Genomic DNA, 22,122 nt, shown 5'->3' on the forward strand with positions numbered 1-22,122 from the left:
CGCGAAACGGTTCAGCCGAAGACGAAGTCGGCGGGGTCCGGCGTGCGGGTCCAGCCCCAGTAGTCGACGAGACGCCACGGGCTCAGCGTGTGCACCTCGCCGTGCGAGTTCTTGAAATAGGAGTGCTTGATCGACGGCTGTGACCACACCAGCGTGCGCATCTCGGCCTGACTGCGTTCATGCCAGTCCTCGGTCTTCTCGGCTGTCGGCTCCATGGTGGTGTGCCCGCCGCGGATCAGCATTTCCAAACACTGTGTGATGTAACGCATCTGGCACTCGGAGTGAAAAATCAGGCTGCCGCCGCTGGCCAGCCAGGTGCCAGGGCCGTTCATGCAGAAAAAGTTCGGGTAGCCCGGAATCGTGATACCCAGATACGCCGACGGCCGCTCGCCCCAGCGCTCGGCGAGCAATTCTGCGTTGCGGCCGCGAATGGTCATGGGCCACAACAGCTTTGTGTGCTCGAATCCGGTGGCATACACGATGACGTCGGCCGGATACCGGGTCCCGTCGCGGGTGACGATCGCGTCGGACTCGATGTGGTCGATGCCGGTCCGAACCAGTTCCACGTTGTCACGGGTCAGCGTCTGCAGCCAACTCCCGTTGTCCTGCAACGTGCGCTTGCCGGTCGGCGGATAGTCGGGCACCACCTTGGCGCGCAAGTCGGGGTCGTCGCCGACCTTGCTGGTGATCCACTCGGTGAACATGATCCGCGCGGCGTCGCTGACCTCGTTGACGGCTCTCTGCTGATCTGGGTAGTCCGGGTCGACGCGGGCCACGTCGAACCCCTTGTCACACCACGGCCAGAACAACAGGAAGCGGTACCAGCGGCCGTAGAACGGCAAGTGCCGCAACGCCCATTGCACGCCGGGGCCCACTTCGTCGTGGTAACCCAAGTTCGGGAACATCCACTGCGCGGTGCGCTGGAACACGGTGAGCGCTTCGACGTCCGGTGCGATGGTGGGCGCGATCTGGAAGCCGCTGGCCCCCGCGCCGATCATCGCGACACGCTTGCCGCGGAGGTCCACCGAGTGGTCCCACGCGCTGGAATGGAACGACGGCCCAGCGAAGTCCTGCTGGCCCTCGATGGTCGGGATGTGGGCCCGGTCGAGTTGGCCCACAGCGGTGATCACCGCCCGCGCCGACAACTCGGTCGTCGTCCCGTTACGGTCGCGGGCCCGCACCGTCCACGTGGCGGTCTCGTCATCCCACAGCACCTCCGTCACCTCGGTTTCCCACCGCACGTGCGGGCGGATGCCGTGCTTGTCCATCACGCGTTCGAAATAGGCCTGGAGTTCGGGTTGTTCGGCGAAGAAGTGCGTCCACTGATCGGTGGGTTCGAAGCTGTAGCAGTAGAAGTGATTCGGCACGTCGACCCGCGCACCGGGGTACGTGTTCTGGTACCAGGTACCACCGACGCCGGCGTTCTTCTCGATGATGGTGAACGGGATCCCGCTCTCCTTCAGGCGAATTCCGGCCAGCAGGCCGGACTCGCCGCAGCCGATGACGACGACGGGGAACTCGTTTCGCGCCGCCGTCGCCAGCGGCGGCCGGGCCCTGGCGTCTCGGCCGTCGAGCTCCATCTCCTCGAGCAGCATCGGCACGTATTCCTCGGGGACGGGCTCACACACCAGCCACTGCATCATCTCGTGCAATAGTTCGGGGCTGACGGGTTCCGGGTCGGGGCAGCCGCGGTCGCGGTAGTCGGCGATGACCTCCAGCGCGATCTTGCGTACGGCGGCCTTGTCCTCCTCGGACATGAACCCCTGCACCTCGTTGAGGAAGATTCCGGCGGGACGCAGGTCGCCGCGGATCAACTCGGCGTCACCGGACATGTGCACCAGAGACAGCATCAGGGTCGGGATGCTGACGTCGAGCAGCGCCTCGGCGATCTGCTCGTCGGTGGTCGTAAACGGTTGGCCGGCATGTGGGTTGCGCACGAGGAAAGTGCTACCACGGCCGTCTTCGTGTGCGCAGGCGATTGTCGAGACGACCGGCGGTCGTAGACTTCCCGTGTGGGCATCGCGACCAGGCTGAACGGGACTCCCCCTCCCGATGTGCCGCTGGCCGACATCGACCTCAGCTCCTGGGATTTCTGGGGCCTGGACGACGATATCCGCGACGGCACGTTCGCGACGCTGCGGCGCGAGGCACCGGCGACCTACCACGAGTCGTTCGTCGGCGGCAATTTCACGCCCAGCGCCGGTCACTGGGCCGTAACCCGCCACGACGACGTCTTCTACGCCAGCAGGCACCCGGAAATCTTCAGCTCGGCCGCCGGCATCACGATCGGCGACCAGAACCCCGAGCTGGCCGAGTACTTCGGCTCGATGATCGCGATGGACGACCCGCGCCACACCCGGCTGCGCAACATCGTCCGCAGTGCGTTCACCCCCCGCGTGCTCGCGCTCATCGAGGATTCGGTGCGGGACCGGGCCCGGCGGCTGATTTCAGAGATGATCGACGCTCATCCCGACGGGAAAGGCGAGATCGTCGCCGACCTCGCCGGTCCCCTGCCGCTGCAGATCATCTGCGACATGATGGGCATCCCTGAGGAGGACCACGAGCGGGTCTTCCATTGGACCAACGTCATCCTTGGCTTCGGCGATCCCGACATCGCAACCGACTTCAAAGAGTTCTTCGAGGTGGCCGTCGACATCGGGGCGTATGCCACGGCGCTGGCCGAGGACCGGCGATCATCACCCGGCGACGATCTGACCACCAGCCTGGTGCAGGCCGAACTCGACGGTGAACGGCTCACCTCCGCCGAGGTGGCCTCGTTTTTCATCCTGCTGGTTGTCGCCGGCAACGAGACCACCCGCAACGCCATCAGCCACGGGGTGCTGGCGCTCAGCCGCTACCCGGAGCAGCGCGACGAGTGGTGGAGCAATTACGACGAGGTGGCGCCGACAGCGGTCGAGGAAATTGTGCGGTGGGCCTCGCCGGTGGCCTACATGCGCCGCACCACCACCCGCGACGTCGAGTTGGGCGGTGTGACGATGGCGGCCGGCGACAAGGTCACGCTGTGGTACGGGTCAGCCAACCGCGATGAATCGAAGTTCGCCGATCCGTGGCGCTTCGACGTGCGTCGCCATCCGAACCCGCACGTCGGGTTCGGCGGCGGCGGGGCCCACTTCTGTCTCGGCGCGAACCTGGCGCGGCGGGAGATCACCGTCGCATTCTCAGAACTGCACCGCAGGCTGCCCGACCTCACAGCGACCGAGGAACCCGACCGGCTGCAGTCGGCCTTCATCCACGGCATCAAACGGCTACCCGTCGCCTGGACACCCCCCTAGGCGGTCAACGCCGCGACGGAGGTGTCGTCCAGGTGGTCGGCCAGGTCCCCGGGATTCTCGAAAACCGCTTCGGCACCGGCCTTTTCGAGTTCGGCCGCGGATACGCCACCGCTGAGAAGCCCGATGGCGCGCACCCCGGCGCGGCCACAGGCGACGATGTCCCATACGGCGTCACCCACATACACCGCACGGTCGGCGTCCACGCCGGCACGGTCGAGTGCCACCTCGATGATGGTCGGCTCGGGCTTGGCGACATCGACGTCCTTCGACGACGTGGTGGCCGCCACCAGATCGTCGCAGTCAAGGACGGGTAGCGACAGCGCAAGCTCCTCCTCACTTGACGAACTAGCCAGCACCACCTGAAGTCCGCGCGACCGAATCTGTTCCAGAAGTTCGCGTGCGCCGGGAAGACGTCGCAGCAAGGGGGCGGACTCCTTCAGATAACGCAGATGCCGATCCTTGACCCGCTTCTGGGCGTCCTCGTCGGCATCCCCCGACAGCGACTGCAAGAGCTGGGTGCCATCCATGCCGATACAGCGGTGAATCCGCCAGGCCTCCACAGGGATTCCTTCCTCGGCGAACGCTCGTGTCCAGGCGTGGACGTGCAGATAGTTGGAATCGACCAGGGTGCCGTCGATGTCGAACAGCATCGCGGGAGCATCAGACACCGCTTCCGCATGCCCACGACAGACGTCGGTTAAACGCCACCGGGCCGGCGCCTACCGCGCGCCGAACGCTCCGAGCATGCCCGCCGCTGCCCTGGCCCAGGTGAACTGCTCGGCGCGGCGCCGGGCGTTGCTGCGCCGCAGCGGCTCCGGCTTCTCGATGACCGACGACACCGCGCGGGCGATCGCGTGCGGATCGTTGTCGGCCGTCGCGCCGCTGTCGGTGGTGAGGATCTCGGCCAGCGCCGAGGTCCGCGACACGACCGCGGGTGTGCCGCAGGCAAGAGCTTCTAACGCGGCGAGGCCGAATGTTTCGTGCGGGCCGGGGGCCAGCGCCACATCGGCGGACGCCAGGATGGTCGCCACCGTGTCGCGACAGCCGACGTAGCCGGTGAAGTGCACCGGCAGCCGGGCGGCCTGACGCTCCAACCGCGCCCGCAACGGCCCCTCCCCGACGACGACCAGGCGGGCGTCGACCCCTGAATCGCGCAGCGCCGCAACGGTGTCGATGCTGCGGTGGGCGTGCTTTTCCACTGAAAGGCGTCCGCAGTGGACCAGCAGGGTCTGTTCGTGGCGGGCCCACCGTTGCCGCACCGCTCGAGAGTGGCGGCGCGGGTGGAACTGCTCGAGGTCGACGCCGAGTGGCACGGTGAGCACGTTCGGTGCATGGATGCGGTCGAACTCGGCTCGGGCGAACGCCGTGGTGCACACCACCGCGTCGTAGTCCGCGGCGGTTCTCCGGTTTGCGAAGTCGGCGATGCTGCGGGCCACACGGCGCGGAAGGATCTGTCCGACAAGGCGATCAAGCCGCTCGTGCGAGATCATCACGGTGGCGACGTCGTGTCGCCTGCCCCACCGTCCGAGCGAGCGCAGGGTGAGCCGGTCGGACACCTCGATGGCGTCCGGGGCCAGGTGTTCGAGCAGGTGTGTCACCGGTCGCGGCAACACCGCGCGATATCCGCCGGTCAACGGAATCAGCCTGGCGGGCAGCGATATCCGCATGACGCCGGAGTGGAGGCCGACCCATTCGCGATGCTGGCCCGGCACGATGAGAAACACCTCGTGGCCGGCGGCGCTATATTCCGCCCCGAGGCGGTCGACGGCCGTGCGCAGGCCGCCTGAACGGGGGCCGTAGAAGTTGGCGACCTGAACTACGCGCATGCCTCGAATGAGAACCGGCACGTCTGTGCCATCAGCGACGCTCCCACGACTGGTGCCTTAACGGTCCGTGAACAACGCTGCGGTCACTGCTGGCGTGGTCAATCCGCGCGGCGTAGCTCAGCCGGCCGGTGGCGGGGTGGCCGCGGTGAACGGGAACGGCGGTTGTGGCGGCGGCGGAGCTGACGGGTCGTCGAGGTTCACCACGCCCATCGGAATGTTCGTTCCGGGCGGCGGTGCCGTACCCGGCAGCGGCTGACCGAGCTGGTCGGTGGTGAGCCTGCCCATGCCGTAGTTCCAGATGCCGTGCGCGCCCCTGGTGTTGTCGAAGAAGTTGGGAGGCGGCGCGTCAGCAGGGGCAGGCGTGTGGCTGTACATGGACTGCTGTCCCTGCCTGTCCAACGTGAAGTTGGTGGGTTTGAGAGCGTCGATGGCCTGCGTGTCCAGAATCGTCTGCTGGGGCGTGGGCCCGACTGGCTGTCCGTCAGCGCCGACCATCGCCGGGGTCGGTTGGCCGCCTTGTGCCGTTGGCATCGGTGCCTGCCCCAACAAGAAGTCGTAGCCCGACCCTGGAGCCATGCCGCCGGCCGGGAGGAAATTCTGCAGGGTCCCCGCGGGTGGGATCAGACCAGTCGGTGGCGCCGCGGGTGGCGCGGGGTCTGCGGGCGGCGGTGGATCCTCCGCGGCGGCGGTCGCCGCGGAGGCGACCGCCGCACCGACGGCCAGGAAGCCCGCTGCGATACCGACGATGAGGTGATCGCGAGTCATGCTGACTCAGAACACCTTTGTGACGCCGTAGTAGGCGACGACGTCGTCAGTGTCACCGTTAGAGCTCGTCAGAATCGCGTACGAGCGCAGCGACGACGCACCGACGCAGTTGTCGATTTTGATGTGAATGTCCTTGACCGTCACCCGGACCGAGTTGCCCTTGTACGTCTTCTTGTCCACGACGACATTGGTGACCGTGCCGGGCCTGGGCTCGACCTCGATTTGACCCTGAATTGGCACCGTGAGCGACGTGGGGCCGCCCAGTACACCTGCGGTGTTGAGGCCGAAGGCGCTCGTGCCGATGCCGATGCTGCCGTTGAGTTTGATCTTGTCCATCTCGATAGCACAGCCGATTTGGTAGCCGACTTCGAGCGATCCGCCTTTCGCAGATCCCATTCCCGAGCCGGTGAAGGTGGCGCCCACCAACCAGTCACGCGATGCGAGCGAGGTAGTCAACGGGGCGATCGGCAGTTGCGTCTCATCCTTGGCAAGCACGGTTATCGTCCGTCCTTCGGAGGCATGCGCGACTCCCGGAGGACCGGATGGGACAACGCCGTTGTCGGGCGGGGGGCCGACGGCGTCCGCGGCGGGGACTGCCGGAGGCGGATCGTCCGCCAAGGCGACCGCAGCTGGGCCGACCGGGACCAGCATGCAAACAGCAGCCACTGTTGCAAAACGATTCAACATGTCGTGTGGGCGCCTCTCGATCGTGTGAATCCCCGCGGGGATGTGTCTTGAGGAATCTTCAAGGGGGCGGATGTCCAAACGGTTAACGGAGCACCAACAATTCACGCCCGATTACCGACCACTAAGCGATCTTGGGTAAATCTCCGCGTCGTGCTTTCGCGCTGTGCGGATACCACACAAGCAAACTTTCCGTACGTCGTGCCGTGAAGATCACACGAGTCCGATTTGGTTGTCGCTGCCGCTTTGCCGCAGAAAGCCGCATGCCCCCACCGTTGGTGAGGGCATGCGGGCAGGAGCAGATGTCCACCGTCAACCTAAAGCAGGACGGCGAATGTGTGCATCACACCATCTTTGTGACGCCGACATAGGTGACGACGTCGTCGGTGTCATCGGTCGAGCTGGTCAGAGTCGCAAAGGACCGAATGAACGACGAACCCGCGCACTGGTCGAACTTGACGCGCAAACCGGTGACGTTGATCTTCGGACTCGTACCTTTGAACGTCTTCTTGTCGACAGGAACGATGTTGACCGTGCCAGGCTTCAGGACGATCTTCATTTGGTAGGACAGCGCCGGCTGAATGGTGATGGGCAGGATCGTGCCGCTGACGAGCGGTATACCGACGCTTGGCGTGATACCGGCCGAAATGATGTTCTCGATGTCATCTTGGGCGATACCGCAACCGATCTGATAGCCGGCCTCGAGGTTTCCGCCCGCGAGCTTGGGACCGCCGGATCCCGTCACCGATCCGGTAAAAGTGCCGTCTACCAGGTATTCCCGTGATGTGGGCGCGCCAGTCAGCGCAGCGACAGGCTCCATCGATTCGTTTTGTCCTTGGACAGTCAAGGTGTAGCCGTCAGGTGTCTTCAGGACCCCGGCGGGCGCGGAGGGCACGGGGCCGGCCGGTCCCGGACCGCCCGGGCCGCCCGGCGGTGGCGCGCCGGCGTTGCCAGCCGGCACGACCGGCGGCGCCGGCTCGTCCGCCAGCGCCAGAGGGGCTGTCCCGACTGGGACCAGCATGCAAGCTGCGGCCAGCATGGCAAAACGATTAATCATGTCGAGTTGGCGCCTCTCATCGTCCGAATCCCCGCGGGGTTGTCTTGAGGAATCTTCAAGGGGGCGAGTGTCCAGACGGTAAACACCGTGCTAACGCTCGGCGCCCTGTTCCCATCTACCCGGCATCCCGCGTCCTGTGGCGAAGGGGGCATCTGCGGGTCCCGTCACGGCAGACATGTAATGGATTGCTCTGCGGCACCGGCTGTTTCTCATCCGTTCACCAACAGTAAAGGTTGCACATCCACGATCGATGACGGTTGCCTTCGACAGAGCCGTGCATGGCGTACGGCCAGGTGATACACGATGCCACCAATCGTCGTGCACACTGACCACACGGTTTGAACCGACACCGAGCTGATCGCCGTGAACCAACGAGATCTGGAAGGAACGACGATGGTATTTCGCGTTTGCGGTCAGGCAATGACGACATTGATGGCTCTAGGCGTCAGCTTGACCGTCGTCCCCGTGGCATCCGCCGATCCCGCAGGCGTCGATCAGCCTCAACCGCCTCTCCCGGCTCCGGCCGCGGTATCACAGGAGGCAGGACCCGCCGATGCGCCGCCGGCGGCCGGCGAGGCCGGAACTATTTCCAACGGGCCGCTCGGGCCCACCGGCACACCGCAGGGTCAAGACCCGTCGACCGCACAGCCGCAGTCGTCTGGCGACCCCACCAGAGACGCGTGCGACTTGTTCAACAAGGCTGTGAATTATGCCGCTATCAACTACGAAGATTTCGCCGACTACAGCGCCGGCAGCGGCAATTACGTCGACTACAACAGCTCGACCGTCAGTAATGCGAACGTCGCGGGCAGAACTGCGCTACGGCAAGCCGCTGCCGCGTCGCTCGCGGCATCGACCATACCGGGAGCATCCCCCGCGGTGACGGCACCGATGCAGACGTGGTCGGTGAACGCGGCGAAGATGGTCCTCATCATGGGAGTCCGTGGTGGTGGTGACAGCCTGAACTCGACGGCAACAACTCTGAATCAGAGCGCGCACGACGCCCAAATGGCATGCGCGACATCTCAAATGCCCCAGAGTTGATTGAATAGACGTGGTCGGAAACCAACTGCGACCGGTTCCTGGCGTTTCAGGGCAAACTAGAGTGGCGCACACACTCGAGTTCCGATGCCGCCTGACCCGACCTCAATCCCTGACGTGAACAGTGCACGACTGCCACGCTGGCGAAGATCTTGAGCCAGCATGTGACGTCGGTCAAAACGGTGCAACCTTCGCCGATTCCGACCGCCCCATCAGAGCGCCCGATCCAAACACATTGGATCATCTGAAATTTGAATATTGCCAAGCGCATCGCGCAGGACTGATTGTCGCGCAGGAATGACCGCGACCTCCGCTGCCGCCGGTGATGGCTTAGCGTCACGTATTGGTCGCGATCTCGATACTTCGCGTTCATGTGATGCTTCGCGATTTTTCGGTGATGGCGTTTACGGTAATAGCGATGGATCAGCTCAACGTCACTCGACAGATTTAGCAAAGGGGGATTTCTGATGGCTTATGTGGGCAAGCACCGCGTCGGACAGGGCGGCCTCGGCCCGGCAAAGGTCGCCGGTCTGGCCGGAGTTGCTGCGACAACCGCTGCGATTTTGAGTGTCGGCTTCGGTGCAGGCCCGGCGCAAGCGCTTCCGGGATGGCACAAGCACGACTCGGACAAGAAGCCCGGCCAAAGCGCGCCGGCAGACAAGGCTCCCGCCAAAGACACCTCGTCGAACACTGCCGCGAGCACAGCAGAGAAGTCCGGCGAAACGGCAAAGAGCGTTTTGACGACGAACGCCGCGACCACAAACGCAACCACGCCAAGCCTTTTCGGCAACGGGTTCGGCCAAGTCATCATCGGTCAGCCCAAGGGCAATTACGGAATTTTCAACTACTTCGTTCCCGGTGCCAACGGCACTTTCATCAAGGGCCTGTGCCTCAATCCGTCCGGGTGCTCCTGAACTCACCCCGAACCTGACGTCGGCTTCTGCATAACCGGAGCCAGGAAACCGCTGAAAGTGGCGATGCGCGCATCTGAGCCTGTGAGCTCAGGTGTGCGTATCTCCAACGCACTTTCCTTGGCTTCTCCCAGCGCTTTTCAGCGATTGTAAGATGTCGCGACGTGAGGGTCTGGATTCTTCTCGCGGCTTTTGCTGTGGCAGGCTGCGACCTGCCCTCAGCACCCGTGGCTGGCCTCACTACGCCATTGGCCACTGCTCCGCTACCGCCGCCACCACCGCCTGCCCAATCGATCGATCGTGATGGCACGTATCGAGTGGGCCGCGACATCGCCGCAGGCATCTGGCACACCGAGGGCCCGGCCCGCCAAATCAGACAGTACGACGACAATGGAAACCCGATTCCGGTTCCCAGCTGTCACTGGGCGACAGGCAATCTCGGCGAGCAGAATGGGTCACCCACTGTCTTCGGAAACCTGAAGCACATCGCCACCGGCGACGAATCGGGCCCCCGAGACGTGACCGTCACTCTCGCCGACCACCAATTCACCACCGTCGGCTGCAAACCGTGGCATGTGCGTCCGGCGCCGCCCTCTCAGTAGCAGCGCTTCACGCCGCGAGGTACTTGCCGAACCAGTCCTGCACCCGGCGCCACGCGTCGGCGGCCGCGGACGCGTTGTAGCGCTCGCCGGTGTCGTTGAAGAACGCGTGGTTGGCGTCGGGCTCGGTGACCAGCTCATGCGTCAACCCGCCCTTCTCCAGAGCGGCCCGGACGGCAGGTTCGGTCTTGTTCACGCGTTCATCGAGCGCGCCGTAAAACCCGAGCACCGCAACGTTTTTAGATCCGGAGAAGTCCGGGTTGTCGGGCGCCGGGCCGTAGAACGGCACCGCGGCCGCCAGGTCCGGGACTCCCGCGGCGAGAAGACGCCACACCAGCCCTCCACCCATGCAGAAGCCGACGGCGGCGATCTTCTTGCCGGGCACACGGCGCTGTAACTCACCGACCGCAGACCTGAGGTTGGCGACGAACTCCTCGTTCGGGATCTTGCCCAGCGCCGCCGTCGCCTCGGCCGGATCGGTGAATTTCGCGGTACCGCCTTGCGGCGAAAGAAGATCGACGGCCAACGCCGAGTAGCCGATTCCGGCGAACCGGCCGGCTACCGAACGGACCCAGTCGTTGAGGCCCTTGTTCTCGTGGATCACCAGCACGCCGCCGCGGGCATTCGGCGCCTCCGCCCACGCCGCGGCGAGCTCCCCCTTCGGCCCCGGCCAGGTGGTCGGCCCGGTGGGCAGTGCCGTGCCGGATCCCGGCGGTGGTGCGCTCGCGGGCGCCGGCCCGCTGACTGTCACGGCGCCCGTCGATGTGGCGGGCGCTTCGGCGGTGGTCTTCTTGTTCTCGCCGCAGGCAGCGATCAGTGCCGAGGCGGCTGCAGTACCGACTCCGAGGAGCGCCAACCGGCGTAGCGCCTCGCGCCGGGTCAGCAGTCCGTCGACGTGGTCGGTGGCGATTTCTTCGGCGATGTAGCGCTGCAAGGGGGTCACGTTGGCGAGTATGCCGCCTGAATGCTGAAGCCGGGTAGAGCCCATTGTTTCCGCGCGATACTCAGATATGGGCGGCGATACCACACGTGGCGGTAAGGTCCTGCGCGACCGGGTGGCAGTGGTTGCCGGCGCAACGCGAGGCGCCGGTCGCGGCATCGCGGCAGCGCTCGGAGAGGCGGGAGCCACCGTGGTGTGCACTGGCCGCAGTTCGACCTCGGGGAACGAGAAGTCGGATTACGACCGACCCGAGACCATCGAGGAAACCGCCGCGCTCGTCGACGAACTCGGCGGCACAGGGGTTGCCATACAGGTCGATCATCTCGCAGTCGACGAGGTGCGGGCGCTGGCCCACCGGCTCCGCGGCGACTACGGGCGGATCGACATCTTGGTCAACGACATCTGGGGGGCGGAGATCCTCAAGGGTTCGCCACCCACGTGGAACCGGCCGATCTGGGAGCACGATCTTGCGGATGGGCTGCGCATCCTGCGTCTCGGTGTCGAGACGCACCTGATCACGTCGCACAGTCTGCACCCGCTGCTCATCGAGCGGCCCGGCGGACTGCTGATCGAGGTCACCGACGGGACCCGCCGATACAACGACGAGAACTTTCGGCTGTCAGTCTTCTACGACCTCGCCAAGACGGCGGTAAACCGGCTTGCCTTCGCACATGGTCACGAGTTGGCTCCGTACGGCGCGACGGCGGTGGCCGTGACCCCTGGGTGGCTGCGCTCAGAGATGATGCTCGACAACTGGGGTGTGACCGAGGCGAATTGGCGCACCGCCCTCGGTCCCCGCAGCGGTGCACTGCCGTCGGCCCCACCAGGCTTCGCCGAATCGGAGTCGCCACGGTTTGTCGGAAGGGGTATCGCCGCCGTCGCCGCCGACGAGAACCGCGCTCGGTGGAACCAGCAATCGGTGACGTCCGCCGAGTTGGCCCGCGAGTATGGCGTCACCGACATCGACGGCAGGCAGCCCGATGGCTGGGCTTCTGCCGTGCAGTAGACACATTTCGCAATGTGTTGACTTGCCAGCCTCTGGTCTGTTTCATGGCCTCGTGACGAAGGACTGGAGACGGGAAGTGTCCGTCGAGAAAATCGTGCTCGGCATGTGGAAGGCACTGTCTGATCGTGACTGGGATGCGGTGAAGACGTTTCTTGCCGACGACTGCATCTACCTGGATATGCCCGTCGGTCCAACTGCGGCGGCGCGCGGGCCCGACGACATCGTCAAACGGCTCAAGATCGGGCTCGAGCCGTTGGCGTCCTACGAGAACTTCACCGGCCTGATGATCGACAACGGCGCCGACGTGATGTATGAGCATCACGAGCAATGGCATTGGCCCACAGGCGAATCAGCGACGCTGAAGTTCGTCACCGTGCATCGCGTCGAGAACGGCAAGATCACGCTCTGGAAGGACTACTGGGACATGGGCGCACTGGCCAACCACGCCCCGCCCACATGGCTTGAGGACTTCGCGAATGCGGATATGTCGTGGGTGTACGACGCTACCGGTCTGGTGTGAGTCGCCTGAACCAGACGCTCTCAGAAACGCTCACAGACTCTCAAACACTCCAGGCCAGGCGGAACTTGATGGCGAGCTCCTCCTCGCCGAGGTGCCCGTAGGTCTCCTGCTCATAGCGGCGCACCGCGAGCGTCGCGTCGACAACCGCATCGCCCAGGATGCCCCGAACCAATGCCGAACCGTCGAGCAGGTCAAGGGCCTCGGCCTGGCTGGTCGGCAGCAGCGTCACGCCGATGTTTCCGCGCTGCTCGTCGGTCAGCGTCGCGGGGTCGACCGCTGTTTCCGGTGGCAGCGTCAAGTTCCGCTCGATGCCGTCACGCGCAAGCCCAAGGATGGTCGCCGTCGCGAGGTACGGGTTCGCTGACGGGTCGACGACCTTCACCTCGACGTTCGCGCCGAGCGGGTTGCTGTTGCCGCCGATGAGGAAACGCACTGCGGCTTCGCGGTTTTCGGTGCCCCAGCACACGAAGGCGCCGGCCCAGTGTCCTGGCTGCATCCGCAGACCCGAGACGATGGATCCGCACAAGATGCCCTCCGCTTCGGGCAGGCCCGCCACGACGCCGGCCACCGCGGACTCCCCCTCCGGCGTCATCCCCTGCGCACCGGTACCGCCCGAGAACAACGGGGTGTCACCCTTCTTCAGTGAGAAGTGTTGGTGTGCACCTGTTCCCACGCTCCCGGCGAACGGCACCGGCGACAGGGTGACCCGCAGGTCGTACCGCCTGGCGACCCTGCCGATGATCATCCGCATCAACAACAGCTGATCTGCGGCCGCGGTGGGTGGCTGAGGTGTCAGCGATATCTCGAACTGGTTCTGCCCGTACTCCGGATGGAACTGCTCGATGGAGACACCCGAGCCCGTTGCAGCATTGGTCACGTCACGGACGAAACCCTCGTACTCGAGCACCCCCGCAAGTCCGTACTGCGCCCACATGTGCGCGGGCAGGCGACCGCCGTCCGGCCCGACGAGAAGGAATTCCAGCTCGTGGCCGACGAGCGCGTCGATGCCCGCCTCGGCGAGCCTGTTCTCGACGCGCGACAGCGCACCCCGGCAGCAATACGGGTCCGGTTCGCCGTCTTGATCGAAGAAAGCCCCTGGCGCCCAAGCCAATCCGTCGCCGAGAATGCGCAACGCGCCCAGGTCGATCCTGATGCGCTGATCACCGACCACACCGAGGGCATCCCTGAACGCGATACCGATCTGGTCGATGGTGAAGACGTGCCACACCGGGCTCGCACCCAGTCCGGGATCGGCGAACGCGCCCATCTTGCGTAGCGGAATTGTTTTGGCGTGGGTCAGACCCGCCGGGTTGACGATCGTGCCGATGAGCGTCGCGACGCCGTCGGACTCCAGTTGGGCGATGGCCGCTGCGGCGAGGGGTTTGGCTGCCATGACAGCCATTCTGCGCTGTGGCGGTTGAGGCTACAGCGTGATCTTGCAGCTTTGGCCGATGTCCAGCGTGCGCAGCATCCGGCCCATGCCCAACCACATCGCACAGGACAGCGCCAGGTCGGCCATCAGCTCGTCGCTGAACTGCTCGCCGGCCCGCGCCCAGAAGTCCTCGTCGTCGCGAAGGGCGGTGTGGTCGCTGGCGAAACGCTCCGCGAACTCGGCGGCGATCCTCTCCTGCTCGCTGTACCCGGGCCACGTGCGCCATTGCGCGGCGTGGTCGTACAGATCCTCGTCGACTCCGGCAGCAACGCCCTCGCCGTCGCGGGTGTTCTGACACACCACGCATTCGTTGTTGAGCGCGATGACCATGCGGGCCAACTCGCGCACCCGCATCGGCAGCCGGTTCTTCTTGTAAACCGCATTGGTGAACGCGACCAACCCGGCACCGATGCCGGGCGATTTCACCGCCCATGCCGCGGCGTCGTCGTCAGGGAAGTCTCCGATCCGGCTCATAGCCGGAATCGTACGCGGTGGCCGCTATTCTGCGGTGCTGCCCGGCGGCCTCGAGACACACTGCGCGAGGTAGAGCTCCTCGCCGAGCTTGCTCATCAGCTCCAGCTGGGTCTCGAGGTAGTCGATGTGGTTCTCCTCGTCGGCGAGGATCTTCTCGAACAGGTTGGCCGTCGTCGCGTCCTGCTTCTCGCGGCACAGGATGATGCCGGGCTTCAGCCTCTCCATCACCTCGTACTCGATGGCGAGGTCGGCCTCGAACTGCTCACGCACCGTCTGCCCCACCCGCAACGAGAAAAGGCGTTGGTAATTCGGCAGGCCGTCGAGGAGCAATATCCGATCGGTAATTGCCTCCGCGTGCCGCATTTCATCGAACGATTCAGCGCGGGTGTGCGAGGCCAATTCGGTGAATCCCCAATTTTCCTGCATTTTAGCGTGCAGGAAATACTGATTGATTGCCGTCAATTCGCTCGTCAATTGCTCGTTGAGCAATTTCAAAACGTCGGGGTCCCCTTGCATGCTGGCTCCTAGCGCCGGTCGCGTCATCAGGTCGGTGGGCTGTGGTGAGGGCTACCAATCTAGTGCACGCCGCGCGCGGCTGTAACAACTACAGCAACCGTGCCACGCGTGTTTCTCGGTTTCCGGCAACGATCTTCGGCGCGGCGGATAATCATCAGGCGGGACCGGTGGACTGCCTGTCCTAACTAAGGATAGACTGCGCTAACATGCTTACCAGCGCAGCGCGACGAAGGAAAACGATGAGTGAGTACAACTTGCACTCACTGATTCTCGCGTGCGATTTTCGCGTCGACGATATCGACCGAATGTGGACGTGGCTCAAAAAGCATCGGGACGGTTTGGCGTCGGTCGGTGCGCATCATGTTGTTCTCTATACGTCGATATGGGAACCCCAGCGGGTATTGGTGACAATCGGCATCCGGCACGTGGTATCGCTGCGAGAGGTTTTGCGCTCCCCCGCGATATTCGAGTGGTTCGACATCTCCGGCGCCGACGACATTCCGCCGATCTTCGGCGGCGAGGTCGTCGAGAAGATCGATCTGTACGAGCCGTCGCCGGAAGACCACGTCGGCCGGATCGTCGTCGGGGTCATGTCGACCGTCGATGACGTGTCGGCGCTGATGGAGAAGGTGCACCAGGGCCTCGACCGGTTCAAGCGCGGCGGGGTCCGCAAGATCTGGGTTTACCGGGCACTCGACGACGGGCAGGAAGTGATGATCCTGCAGGAGATCGACAACGAGATCAACGCGCGGCAGTGGATCGACAACCCCGACACTGCCGCTGAGTGGATGTCGCACGCGGGTCTCGGCGCCTACCCGACCCATTTCGTGGGCAAGTTCGCTCACCTGATGAGCATCGGCAGTAAGAACTGATGGGCCGGTAAATGTTCGTCTGTCTGTGCGAAGGAGTCACCAGCCACGTGGTCAGCGAGGCCGTCGAGAAGGGCGCCTCGACCTCCAAGGAAGTCGCGGCTGCGTGCGGGGCCGGATCCGACTGCGGACGGTGTAGGCGCACAGTACGGGCGATCATCGAAGCGCACTTCGCCAACAACGGCAGGACGTCGGCAGCGCGGAGCTAGCCCGCCAGAGCCGCCCCGTTTGTGAATGTGACGACGCAAAATCGCGAAACGCGTCGGTGGATTCACAAACGAAAGTCACAACCTAACTACGTGCGCTTCCCCGCTTTCCGGTGAACGCGGCGAGGGCGTCAGCGTTGGCCGCGGCGCCCATCAACTCGACGAAGTGGGCGTTCTCCCGCTCGGTGGCGGCGGCGATTCCCGGCCGATAGGGCTCGGCGATGGTTTTCTTGACCGCGATCAGGCTGGGAATCGGTCGCGCAGCCAGGATTTCGGCGTGCCGACGCGCTTCGGGCAGTAGGTCCTCCGGGGCACATACCTTCCAAACCAAGCCCATTCGAAGCGCCTCGTCGGCGCCGACCCACTCCGACGACATCAACAACCACGCCGCGTTCTGCCGTCCGACCAACTGCGGCAGCAGATAGGACGACCCCGCCTCCGGCGCCACGCCGAGGCTGGTGAACGGGCACTTCAACCGCGCCTGCGACGACATGAACACCAGATCGGCATAGCCGAGGATCGTTGCCCCGATGCCGACTCCGAGCCCGTTGACGGCGCAGATCAGCGGCTTCGGGAACTCGGTCAACGCGTCGATCATCGTGCTGAAATGGCTGCCCTGTTTTGCCATCGACGGATCGGTGATGCGCGCCTGCATCTCCTTGAGATCATTGCCCGCGCTGAACGCCCGCCCGGTGGCTGTCAACAGGACGACGGCGACGTCACCGTCGTCGGCCGCCTCGCGGAGCGCGATCGCCGTCGCCTCGTAGAGCGCCTCGTTGAAGGCGTTGAGCGCATCGGGCCGGTCGAGTGTGAGCGTCCGTACCCGGTTGGCGTCGTCGATCTTGAGTGTCACCGCAGAAGCGTACGGCTCAGGCGTTGCTGTATACGCGAGTGGGTGCAACGAGGACCGCCGTGCGACGCTGCTCGGCCATCGTGCGGTCATAGGCATCCCAGTCGTCATGGGTGCCGCCTGCGGCCGTGAAAATCTCGCGCAGCAGCAGCCGAAGCCGATCGGGATCGGTGAGCCAGGGCTGCGGGTCGTCGGGTCCGGCGAGTTCGGCGACGCCTTCGACGGTCGCCCACTGCCACCCGTTGCGGAACGTTGCCGCCAGTTGCGGCCGGGCACGCAGGTTCCCGAGCTTCACCCGGCCGTAGGTGACAAAAGCCAGTACGGCACTGCGGCTTTCGGGGTGGGGCAGCACGCCGGCGTTGACGAGCGACGCTTGAATGGTGTGGTCGGCCCGCAGCGTCGAGACCACCGTCAGGCCGTTCTCGCCGGCGGCCAGCGCCACCGCCTCGTGGAGTGTGGTCATCGGCTCACCTTCTGTCGTCCATCGGAGAACGGGCTGCGGTAGACGTAGCGGCTGGTCGGCACCGTGTCGATGTTCTCGTTGGCGCCGAACGCGGCGGTGCTGGCGAGCATGCGCTCCATCCGGTGCCGCAGATCCTCGTCGTCGGCGGCGCCGAAGAACGCGTGTAGGTCGGATACGGCTTCGGCCGGAAACAGCTCTTCGACGATCGCCGCGACGGCCGGCGCGCCGTCGCTGAGCGCGCGCACCACTGTGTTCTGGGTGTAGCCGAACGTTGCTTGAGTTTCGATCGCCACCGGCGTGTGGTCGATGTGCCAGCGCGACAGCCATGTCGCTTCGTCGAGGTCCGCGGGACGCCGCAACAGGGCCACATTGGCCAGCCCGGAGGTGCGCTGACCGGGCACGGTCGACGGCGGCGGCAGCGGCACCGATTCCGTGACGAGGTATGCAGCGACCGTCTTGCACTCCTTGGTCAGCCGCTCGGTGACGGCCTGCACCTGCTTGCCGTATGACTGCTGGGTCCACACGCTGACCACGGCCACCACAGGCGGATCCAGTGTGGTCAGCGTCATCAACGAATCACGTACCTCGGCATCGCGGACATTGATCGCCAGGCCCGGCAGACCGATGTCGAGAAGGTCGGCGGCGACGTGTGCGCGCAGCCTGGCGCACCAGGCGTCGTCCGCGTCGGCGCCCCTCAGCGTGAGGATGACTTTCTCCACGATGGAGAACCTAGCGAAAACATGCGGAGCCCATCTTGTCGCGTCCACCTATTCCGCGTTCTTGACCCGTAATTGCCGGATCGTCGGATAGATTCATTACACGCTCGCAGCATCAGACTCGGTCAGGCAGTTGCGTTTTCACGCGTCAATTTCTGGAGGTATTGATGTCCCCACCACGCGGCTTTGACGAACTGTCGGGACGGGTTGCTGATCTAGCACCGGTTTTCCGTGAACCCCTGGACTCTCCCTACGAAATCTCCAACGAGCTGTACGCCGCGCTTCGTCACGTGCTGCACGACGTCGGCGGCCAGATCGACCTGCCATTGCCCTTCAAAGAGAAGGTCGAAGAGGAATGGGAGATGAACACCTATGTGACGTGCGAGTGCCTCGGGTGGCGCGGGGCATGGAACTCGGAGGAACGCCGACGTGCGGAGAACGACCTCGGCGCGACACTGTATTTCGGTTTGCCTTATTACGCCCGATGGGCGACGGTCGCAGCCAAGGTGCTCATCAACAAGGGGCTCATCAGGCCAGACGAATTGACGGCCAAAATCGACGAGGTGCGTGCGCGGTTGGAGAAGAAGGCGTGACCGAATACAAATACGCGATCGGCGACCGCGTCACGGTGAAGGACGGCACCACGTTGTTCCACACCCGCACGCAGGCTTTCACCCGCGGCAAGACGGGCGTCGTCGTCGAGTACCGGCCGGAGTGGATCATCCCCGAAGACGAAGCATGGGGTCGCGACGACGTGGACCGTGGTGGGCGGCTCGAGCCCTTCTATGTCGTGCGCTTCCGTCAGAAGGATCTGTGGCCGAACTACACCGGCTTCGAAATCGACACGTTGGAGACCGAGGTCTCCGAACACTGGCTCGAACCGGCCGGAGAGGAAGAGCAGTGAGCCACGACCACGATCACGATCACGGCGGCCATGATCCGATTCAGGCATCGGATCAGGTGAGCGAGTTCGAGATTCTTGAGCGGGCGGTACGCGAACTTGCCATCGAGAAGGGGCTGTTCTCCGAGGAGGATCACCGGCGCTTCTCTGAATGGGCGGAGTCGATCGGCCCCAGCGGCGGCTCGAAGCTGGTGGCCAAGGCGTGGACCGATCCCGACTTCAAGGCGCGACTGCTCGCCGACGGCACCGAAGCCTGCAAAGAGGTGGGCATCGATTGGCTCGACCCCACCGGTGTGGGAACGCCGAGTGACTACACCTATTTCTACGTGTTGGAGAACACGCCGAACGTGCACAACGTGATCGTGTGCACGTTGTGCTCCTGCTATCCCCGGCCGGTGCTCGGCATGTCACCCGACTGGTACCGCACCCCGAACTACCGTCGCCGGCTGGTGCGCTGGCCGCGAGAAGTGTTGGCGGAGTTCGGGTTGCACTTCGGTCCGGATGTCGAGGTTCGGGTGCACGACTCGAACCAGAAGTCGCGGTTCATGGTCATGCCGATGCGGCCCGAAGGCACCGAGGGGTGGACGGAGGAGCAGCTGGCGGCGATCGTCACCCGCGACACCATGATCGGAGTGGCGCTGCCGCAGGTCGACTGGACGGCTTCCGGGCCGCCATCGGGACGGGCCAGCGCATGAGCCGCGAGCCGTATGACGTGCTGCTCGATACCCTGGGCCCCGATGTTCGTCGCGAGGGCTCGCTTCCTGAGCTGGAGCGCAAGCCGGACCCGTGGGAGTCGGCGATGCAGGCGACATGCGAATGCCTGTCGTGGCGGGGCACTTTGGACAACCTCGAGCGCCGGCACGCCGAAGACGAGTTGGGTGAGACGACCTATCGGCACGTCCCGGTGCACGCCCGGTCGGCCGTGGTGACCGCGCACGAGTTGATGCAGCGGGGCGCGTTCACGCCCGAAGAGCTGCGGGAACGGATGAAAGCCGTGCGGGAGCGGTTCAACCGGGTTTAACGACAGATCGCCGAGCCGGCTTCGCCCCGATCCGAGCCCGCCGGGGTGAGAATGTTCAGGTGAGCAAGGGCCACGCGTTACGACTGCACCTGCCGGACAACGGCGCGGTGGCCCGCAGCCTGCTCGGGGTGTTCGTCGTGACAGCGGCGGCCCTGTTCTGGGGGCCGCACGGGTCGGCGATCTCTGCAGCCGCCGCCGGAGCGCTCGCGGGGGCCATCGCGCTGCAGGACAATCCGCTCGGACGCATCCCGATCGTGCTGGCCGTCTCGGTCGAGCTGGGCATCGCCGTGCTGGTGGGCGGGGTGTCCTCCGGCGTCAGCGTCGTGTTCGTCATTGTCATCGCGGTCTGGTGTTTCTTCGCCGGAATGCAATGGGCGGTCGGTGCACCCGCCGGGCTGCTGGCCGGCGCGTCGGGCCTGCTGTTGGTGATCCAGCAGCCGCAGCCTGCCCTCGGCGCCGTCGGCTCGGCGATGTTCGCCTTCTCGGCCGGGCTGATCCAGGCCGCGCTCATCGCGCTGTGGCCGCCGCAGCGTTGGCGGCTCGAGCGCGAAGCGCTGACCAAGGTGTACCGCTCGCTGAGTACAGACGCGCGGCGGCTGGCCGCCGAGCCGACGGCCGAAGTCGACTCGTCGCAACTGCTGGACTGCAAGGAAGCGTTCAGCAGCAACGAGGCACAGTCCGGCCGGCGCACCCCCGCTTACCGGGACTGGCACGCGCTGCCCGAACAAATCGCCAAGACCTTGACGGTGTCGCGCGGTAAGGCGGACGGTCAGGAGTCGATTCGCGACCTGTTGATCGCGGCGGCGGACACGCTTGCGGCGATCGCCGCGCAGAGCCGGACCGCGCGCAGAGACGCGCAGTACGCGCTCAAAGGCGTCGATGCTGCCGCCGCCACGGTAGAGTCAGCGGATACGCCTGTGGCACAGCGGCTGTCGCGGCAGCTGCACCGCGCCGACGCCCTGCGTTTCGGTCGTCGTCACGTCTCCGACTGGGCGGCTGCGGCCAAGGCGGGGTTCGACGTCGCCGTCGGACACCTCAACCTGACGTCGCCGATATTCCGCCACGCCGTCCGCCTTGCCGGGGCCGCGGCGTCCGGCACGGCGATCGCCCGCTTCGCCGGTGTCCCTGCGGGTTACTGGATCCCGTTGACGGTGCTGCTGGTGATGCGGCCCGAGACCGCGCACACCTACACCCGCTGTGTCGGCCGGATCGCGGGAATCTGCGGCGGCGTCGTGATCGCTTCTGCATTGACGATGTTGTGGCACCCCGGCGGCCTCGTCGCGGCGATCCTCGCCGTGGTTTTCCTCGGCATCACTTACACGGTGTCGGCCTTCGGCTACATCGCGGTCACCGCGGCGTTCGGTGCGACCATCGTGTTGCTGCTGGACATCACCGAGCCGTCTCCGTCGCTCAGCGACCTGTTGCTCGCGGTTATCATCGGCGGCGCCTTAGCCGTGCTGCTTCACGTGCTGGTGCCCGACGACGCGTTGATCCGGCTGCGGCAACGCGCCGGTGAACTGCTGAAGACCGAGATTGATTACGCCGCAACGGTTATCAAAGCGTTCGTGCATGACCTGGACCACCCCTCGGATGCGCTGGCCGCGGCGTGGCAACGCGCATTCCGGGCTCGTGCCGCCTTCGAAGCCGCCGCCGGCGCGACCAGGGTGGAGTCGCGGGAGCTGCGGCGGTGGCTGCGGTCGTTCCGCGCCGCGCTGAACGCCGTCACGAGTTCGTGTTCGGCGCTGGAACAGAGCCTTCCCCCGCATCCGTCCCCGACGCTGAGCCGCCGATTCGTGCTGGCGGTGGACGACTACGTCGAGGTGCTTCGTGGCGACCCGCCGACGCCGGCCACCCCGTGGGATGTCGATACCGTGCAGCTGTCAGTGGCCTATCAGCAATTGCGTGACGCCGCAACACATCTCACCTCAGATGACGGGGCGGCCCGTGTGCTCGTCGCCGAGATCGGCACGATTACCCGCAGCCTTGCGGGTATCGGTGCCGAGGCCCGCGACAGCGCGACGCCGTGAAGGGC

The 22,122-nt window shown here is 65.2% G+C and carries 26 protein-coding genes; 13 read left to right on the plus strand and 13 right to left on the minus strand.

The annotated features are described in order from the left end of the window. Positions 1 to 11: 11 nt before the first annotated feature. Positions 12 to 1,937 carry an NAD(P)/FAD-dependent oxidoreductase gene (locus tag A5651_RS02350; protein ID WP_066975167.1) on the minus strand — a complete coding sequence of 642 codons (1,926 nt, stop codon included), beginning with the start codon at positions 1,935 to 1,937 and terminating at the stop codon, positions 12 to 14. Between the two features lie 75 nt (positions 1,938 to 2,012). Between A5651_RS02350 and A5651_RS02355 the strand changes: the two genes are divergently transcribed. Beyond that, the gene (locus A5651_RS02355; RefSeq protein WP_066975169.1) at positions 2,013 to 3,293 is read left to right on the plus strand and encodes a cytochrome P450; all 1,281 of its coding nucleotides are present in this window, start codon (positions 2,013 to 2,015) and stop codon (positions 3,291 to 3,293) included. Here A5651_RS02355 and A5651_RS02360 read toward each other — a convergent pair. The 5 genes from A5651_RS02360 to A5651_RS02380 all read right to left on the minus strand — a co-directional run bounded on the left by A5651_RS02360 (position 3,290) and on the right by A5651_RS02380 (position 7,625). Then, on the minus strand, positions 3,290 to 3,943 hold the full coding sequence (locus A5651_RS02360; protein ID WP_066975171.1) for an HAD family hydrolase: 654 nt from the start codon (positions 3,941 to 3,943) through the stop codon (positions 3,290 to 3,292). The genes A5651_RS02355 and A5651_RS02360 overlap by 4 nt on opposite strands. Positions 3,944 to 4,012: 69 nt before the next feature. Continuing rightward, positions 4,013 to 5,119 carry a glycosyltransferase gene (locus A5651_RS02365; protein WP_066975173.1) on the minus strand — a complete coding sequence of 369 codons (1,107 nt, stop codon included), beginning with the start codon at positions 5,117 to 5,119 and terminating at the stop codon, positions 4,013 to 4,015. A gap of 117 nt (positions 5,120 to 5,236) precedes the next feature. Next, a complete protein-coding gene (locus A5651_RS02370) occupies positions 5,237 to 5,884 on the minus strand; it encodes a hypothetical protein (protein WP_066975175.1) in 648 nt (215 codons plus the stop codon). A gap of 6 nt (positions 5,885 to 5,890) precedes the next feature. Beyond that, complete coding sequence (locus A5651_RS02375) at positions 5,891 to 6,571, minus strand: MspA family porin (RefSeq protein ID WP_066975177.1); 681 nt, start codon at positions 6,569 to 6,571, stop codon at positions 5,891 to 5,893. A 340-nt stretch (positions 6,572 to 6,911) separates the two neighbouring features. Beyond that, positions 6,912 to 7,625, minus strand: a complete 714-nt coding sequence (locus tag A5651_RS02380; protein ID WP_066975179.1) for an MspA family porin — start codon at positions 7,623 to 7,625, stop codon at positions 6,912 to 6,914. Positions 7,626 to 8,045: 420 nt separating this feature from the next. On the opposite strand from A5651_RS02380, the gene A5651_RS02385 reads away from it, so the two are divergent. The 3 genes from A5651_RS02385 to A5651_RS02395 all read left to right on the plus strand — a co-directional run bounded on the left by A5651_RS02385 (position 8,046) and on the right by A5651_RS02395 (position 10,179). Further along, entirely contained in the window at positions 8,046 to 8,669 is a 624-nt protein-coding gene (locus tag A5651_RS02385) for a hypothetical protein (RefSeq protein ID WP_082943546.1), read from the plus strand. A 473-nt stretch (positions 8,670 to 9,142) separates the two neighbouring features. After that, positions 9,143 to 9,580, plus strand: a complete 438-nt coding sequence (locus A5651_RS02390) for a hypothetical protein (RefSeq protein WP_156662529.1) — start codon at positions 9,143 to 9,145, stop codon at positions 9,578 to 9,580. A 224-nt stretch (positions 9,581 to 9,804) separates the two neighbouring features. Beyond that, a complete protein-coding gene (locus A5651_RS02395) occupies positions 9,805 to 10,179 on the plus strand; it encodes a hypothetical protein (RefSeq protein ID WP_156662531.1) in 375 nt (124 codons plus the stop codon). A gap of 7 nt (positions 10,180 to 10,186) precedes the next feature. On the opposite strand, the gene A5651_RS02400 is transcribed toward A5651_RS02395, so the two are convergent. Beyond that, positions 10,187 to 11,119 carry a dienelactone hydrolase family protein gene (locus A5651_RS02400; protein WP_066975449.1) on the minus strand — a complete coding sequence of 311 codons (933 nt, stop codon included), beginning with the start codon at positions 11,117 to 11,119 and terminating at the stop codon, positions 10,187 to 10,189. A 67-nt stretch (positions 11,120 to 11,186) separates the two neighbouring features. On the opposite strand from A5651_RS02400, the gene A5651_RS02405 reads away from it, so the two are divergent. Both A5651_RS02405 and A5651_RS02410 read left to right on the plus strand, forming a co-directional pair. Then, the gene (locus A5651_RS02405) at positions 11,187 to 12,122 is read left to right on the plus strand and encodes an SDR family oxidoreductase (protein ID WP_066975185.1); all 936 of its coding nucleotides are present in this window, start codon (positions 11,187 to 11,189) and stop codon (positions 12,120 to 12,122) included. Positions 12,123 to 12,198: 76 nt separating this feature from the next. Then, entirely contained in the window at positions 12,199 to 12,642 is a 444-nt protein-coding gene (locus A5651_RS02410) for a nuclear transport factor 2 family protein (protein ID WP_066975452.1), read from the plus strand. A 40-nt stretch (positions 12,643 to 12,682) separates the two neighbouring features. Here A5651_RS02410 and A5651_RS02415 read toward each other — a convergent pair whose 3' ends face one another. From A5651_RS02415 to bfr, 3 genes are read right to left on the minus strand one after another with little or no spacing between them, the layout of a single operon-like run. Beyond that, positions 12,683 to 14,044 carry a glutamine synthetase family protein gene (locus tag A5651_RS02415; RefSeq protein ID WP_066975187.1) on the minus strand — a complete coding sequence of 454 codons (1,362 nt, stop codon included), beginning with the start codon at positions 14,042 to 14,044 and terminating at the stop codon, positions 12,683 to 12,685. Between the two features lie 21 nt (positions 14,045 to 14,065). Next, positions 14,066 to 14,548, minus strand: a complete 483-nt coding sequence (locus A5651_RS02420; RefSeq protein ID WP_066975190.1) for a carboxymuconolactone decarboxylase family protein — start codon at positions 14,546 to 14,548, stop codon at positions 14,066 to 14,068. Between the two features lie 24 nt (positions 14,549 to 14,572). Then, positions 14,573 to 15,064: a bacterioferritin gene (bfr, locus tag A5651_RS02425; protein ID WP_066975191.1), complete on the minus strand. Its 492-nt coding sequence runs from the start codon at positions 15,062 to 15,064 to the stop codon at positions 14,573 to 14,575. A 239-nt stretch (positions 15,065 to 15,303) separates the two neighbouring features. Between bfr and A5651_RS02430 the strand changes: the two genes are divergently transcribed. Continuing rightward, entirely contained in the window at positions 15,304 to 15,936 is a 633-nt protein-coding gene (locus A5651_RS02430; protein ID WP_066975193.1) for a fatty-acid--CoA ligase, read from the plus strand. Positions 15,937 to 15,947: 11 nt separating this feature from the next. After that, entirely contained in the window at positions 15,948 to 16,142 is a 195-nt protein-coding gene (locus A5651_RS02435; protein ID WP_066975195.1) for a bacterioferritin-associated ferredoxin, read from the plus strand. A gap of 82 nt (positions 16,143 to 16,224) precedes the next feature. Here A5651_RS02435 and A5651_RS02440 read toward each other — a convergent pair whose 3' ends face one another. The 3 genes from A5651_RS02440 to A5651_RS02450 are packed head-to-tail and all read right to left on the minus strand — an operon-like array spanning position 16,225 to position 18,171. Next, a complete protein-coding gene (locus tag A5651_RS02440) occupies positions 16,225 to 16,992 on the minus strand; it encodes an enoyl-CoA hydratase/isomerase family protein (protein ID WP_066975196.1) in 768 nt (255 codons plus the stop codon). A gap of 16 nt (positions 16,993 to 17,008) precedes the next feature. Next, positions 17,009 to 17,452: a TIGR03618 family F420-dependent PPOX class oxidoreductase gene (locus A5651_RS02445; protein ID WP_066975199.1), complete on the minus strand. Its 444-nt coding sequence runs from the start codon at positions 17,450 to 17,452 to the stop codon at positions 17,009 to 17,011. Then, positions 17,449 to 18,171 (minus strand): EthD domain-containing protein, encoded by a 723-nt coding sequence (locus A5651_RS02450; protein ID WP_066975201.1) that lies wholly within the window; start codon positions 18,169 to 18,171, stop codon positions 17,449 to 17,451. The genes A5651_RS02445 and A5651_RS02450 overlap by 4 nt, the downstream gene beginning before the upstream one ends. A 164-nt stretch (positions 18,172 to 18,335) precedes the next feature. On the opposite strand from A5651_RS02450, the gene A5651_RS26355 reads away from it, so the two are divergent. The 5 genes from A5651_RS26355 to A5651_RS02475 are packed head-to-tail and all read left to right on the plus strand — an operon-like array spanning position 18,336 to position 22,117. Then, a complete protein-coding gene (locus A5651_RS26355; protein WP_066975203.1) occupies positions 18,336 to 18,761 on the plus strand; it encodes an SH3-like domain-containing protein in 426 nt (141 codons plus the stop codon). After that, the gene (locus tag A5651_RS26360; protein WP_066975205.1) at positions 18,758 to 19,072 is read left to right on the plus strand and encodes an SH3-like domain-containing protein; all 315 of its coding nucleotides are present in this window, start codon (positions 18,758 to 18,760) and stop codon (positions 19,070 to 19,072) included. Before A5651_RS26355 ends, A5651_RS26360 begins: the two co-directional genes overlap by 4 nt. Further along, positions 19,069 to 19,764, plus strand: a complete 696-nt coding sequence (scnC, locus tag A5651_RS02465) for a thiocyanate hydrolase subunit gamma (RefSeq protein WP_066975207.1) — start codon at positions 19,069 to 19,071, stop codon at positions 19,762 to 19,764. The genes A5651_RS26360 and scnC overlap by 4 nt, the downstream gene beginning before the upstream one ends. Continuing rightward, the gene (locus tag A5651_RS02470) at positions 19,761 to 20,090 is read left to right on the plus strand and encodes a ScnB (protein WP_066975209.1); all 330 of its coding nucleotides are present in this window, start codon (positions 19,761 to 19,763) and stop codon (positions 20,088 to 20,090) included. Before scnC ends, A5651_RS02470 begins: the two co-directional genes overlap by 4 nt. Positions 20,091 to 20,149: 59 nt before the next feature. Beyond that, positions 20,150 to 22,117, plus strand: coding sequence for an FUSC family protein (locus A5651_RS02475; RefSeq protein WP_066975211.1), 1,968 nt, complete (start codon positions 20,150 to 20,152; stop codon positions 22,115 to 22,117). The last annotated feature ends 5 nt before the right edge of the window (positions 22,118 to 22,122 follow it).

This window comes from Mycobacterium sp. 1274761.0, assembly GCF_001668615.1.
In the GTDB taxonomy this organism is placed as follows: domain Bacteria; phylum Actinomycetota; class Actinomycetes; order Mycobacteriales; family Mycobacteriaceae; genus Mycobacterium.

What these genes read in the sequence shown, in the direction of transcription:
- A5651_RS02360 (WP_066975171.1), bottom strand. Translation starts at nt 3,943, where the DNA reads ATGCTGTTCGACATCGACGGCACCCTGGTCGATTCCAACTATCTGCAC.
- A5651_RS02365 (WP_066975173.1), bottom strand. Translation starts at nt 5,119, where the DNA reads ATGCGCGTAGTTCAGGTCGCCAACTTCTACGGCCCCCGTTCAGGCGGC.
- A5651_RS02370 (WP_066975175.1), bottom strand. Translation starts at nt 5,884, where the DNA reads ATGACTCGCGATCACCTCATCGTCGGTATCGCAGCGGGCTTCCTGGCC.
- A5651_RS02375 (WP_066975177.1), bottom strand. Translation starts at nt 6,571, where the DNA reads ATGTTGAATCGTTTTGCAACAGTGGCTGCTGTTTGCATGCTGGTCCCG.
- A5651_RS02380 (WP_066975179.1), bottom strand. Translation starts at nt 7,625, where the DNA reads ATGATTAATCGTTTTGCCATGCTGGCCGCAGCTTGCATGCTGGTCCCA.
- A5651_RS02385 (WP_082943546.1), top strand. Translation starts at nt 8,046, where the DNA reads ATGACGACATTGATGGCTCTAGGCGTCAGCTTGACCGTCGTCCCCGTG.
- A5651_RS02405 (WP_066975185.1), top strand. Translation starts at nt 11,187, where the DNA reads ATGGGCGGCGATACCACACGTGGCGGTAAGGTCCTGCGCGACCGGGTG.
- A5651_RS02415 (WP_066975187.1), bottom strand. Translation starts at nt 14,044, where the DNA reads ATGGCTGTCATGGCAGCCAAACCCCTCGCCGCAGCGGCCATCGCCCAA.
- A5651_RS02420 (WP_066975190.1), bottom strand. Translation starts at nt 14,548, where the DNA reads ATGAGCCGGATCGGAGACTTCCCTGACGACGACGCCGCGGCATGGGCG.
- bfr (WP_066975191.1), bottom strand. Translation starts at nt 15,064, where the DNA reads ATGCAAGGGGACCCCGACGTTTTGAAATTGCTCAACGAGCAATTGACG.
- A5651_RS02430 (WP_066975193.1), top strand. Translation starts at nt 15,304, where the DNA reads ATGAGTGAGTACAACTTGCACTCACTGATTCTCGCGTGCGATTTTCGC.
- A5651_RS02435 (WP_066975195.1), top strand. Translation starts at nt 15,948, where the DNA reads ATGTTCGTCTGTCTGTGCGAAGGAGTCACCAGCCACGTGGTCAGCGAG.
- A5651_RS02445 (WP_066975199.1), bottom strand. Translation starts at nt 17,452, where the DNA reads ATGACCACACTCCACGAGGCGGTGGCGCTGGCCGCCGGCGAGAACGGC.
- A5651_RS26355 (WP_066975203.1), top strand. Translation starts at nt 18,336, where the DNA reads ATGTCCCCACCACGCGGCTTTGACGAACTGTCGGGACGGGTTGCTGAT.
- A5651_RS02470 (WP_066975209.1), top strand. Translation starts at nt 19,761, where the DNA reads ATGAGCCGCGAGCCGTATGACGTGCTGCTCGATACCCTGGGCCCCGAT.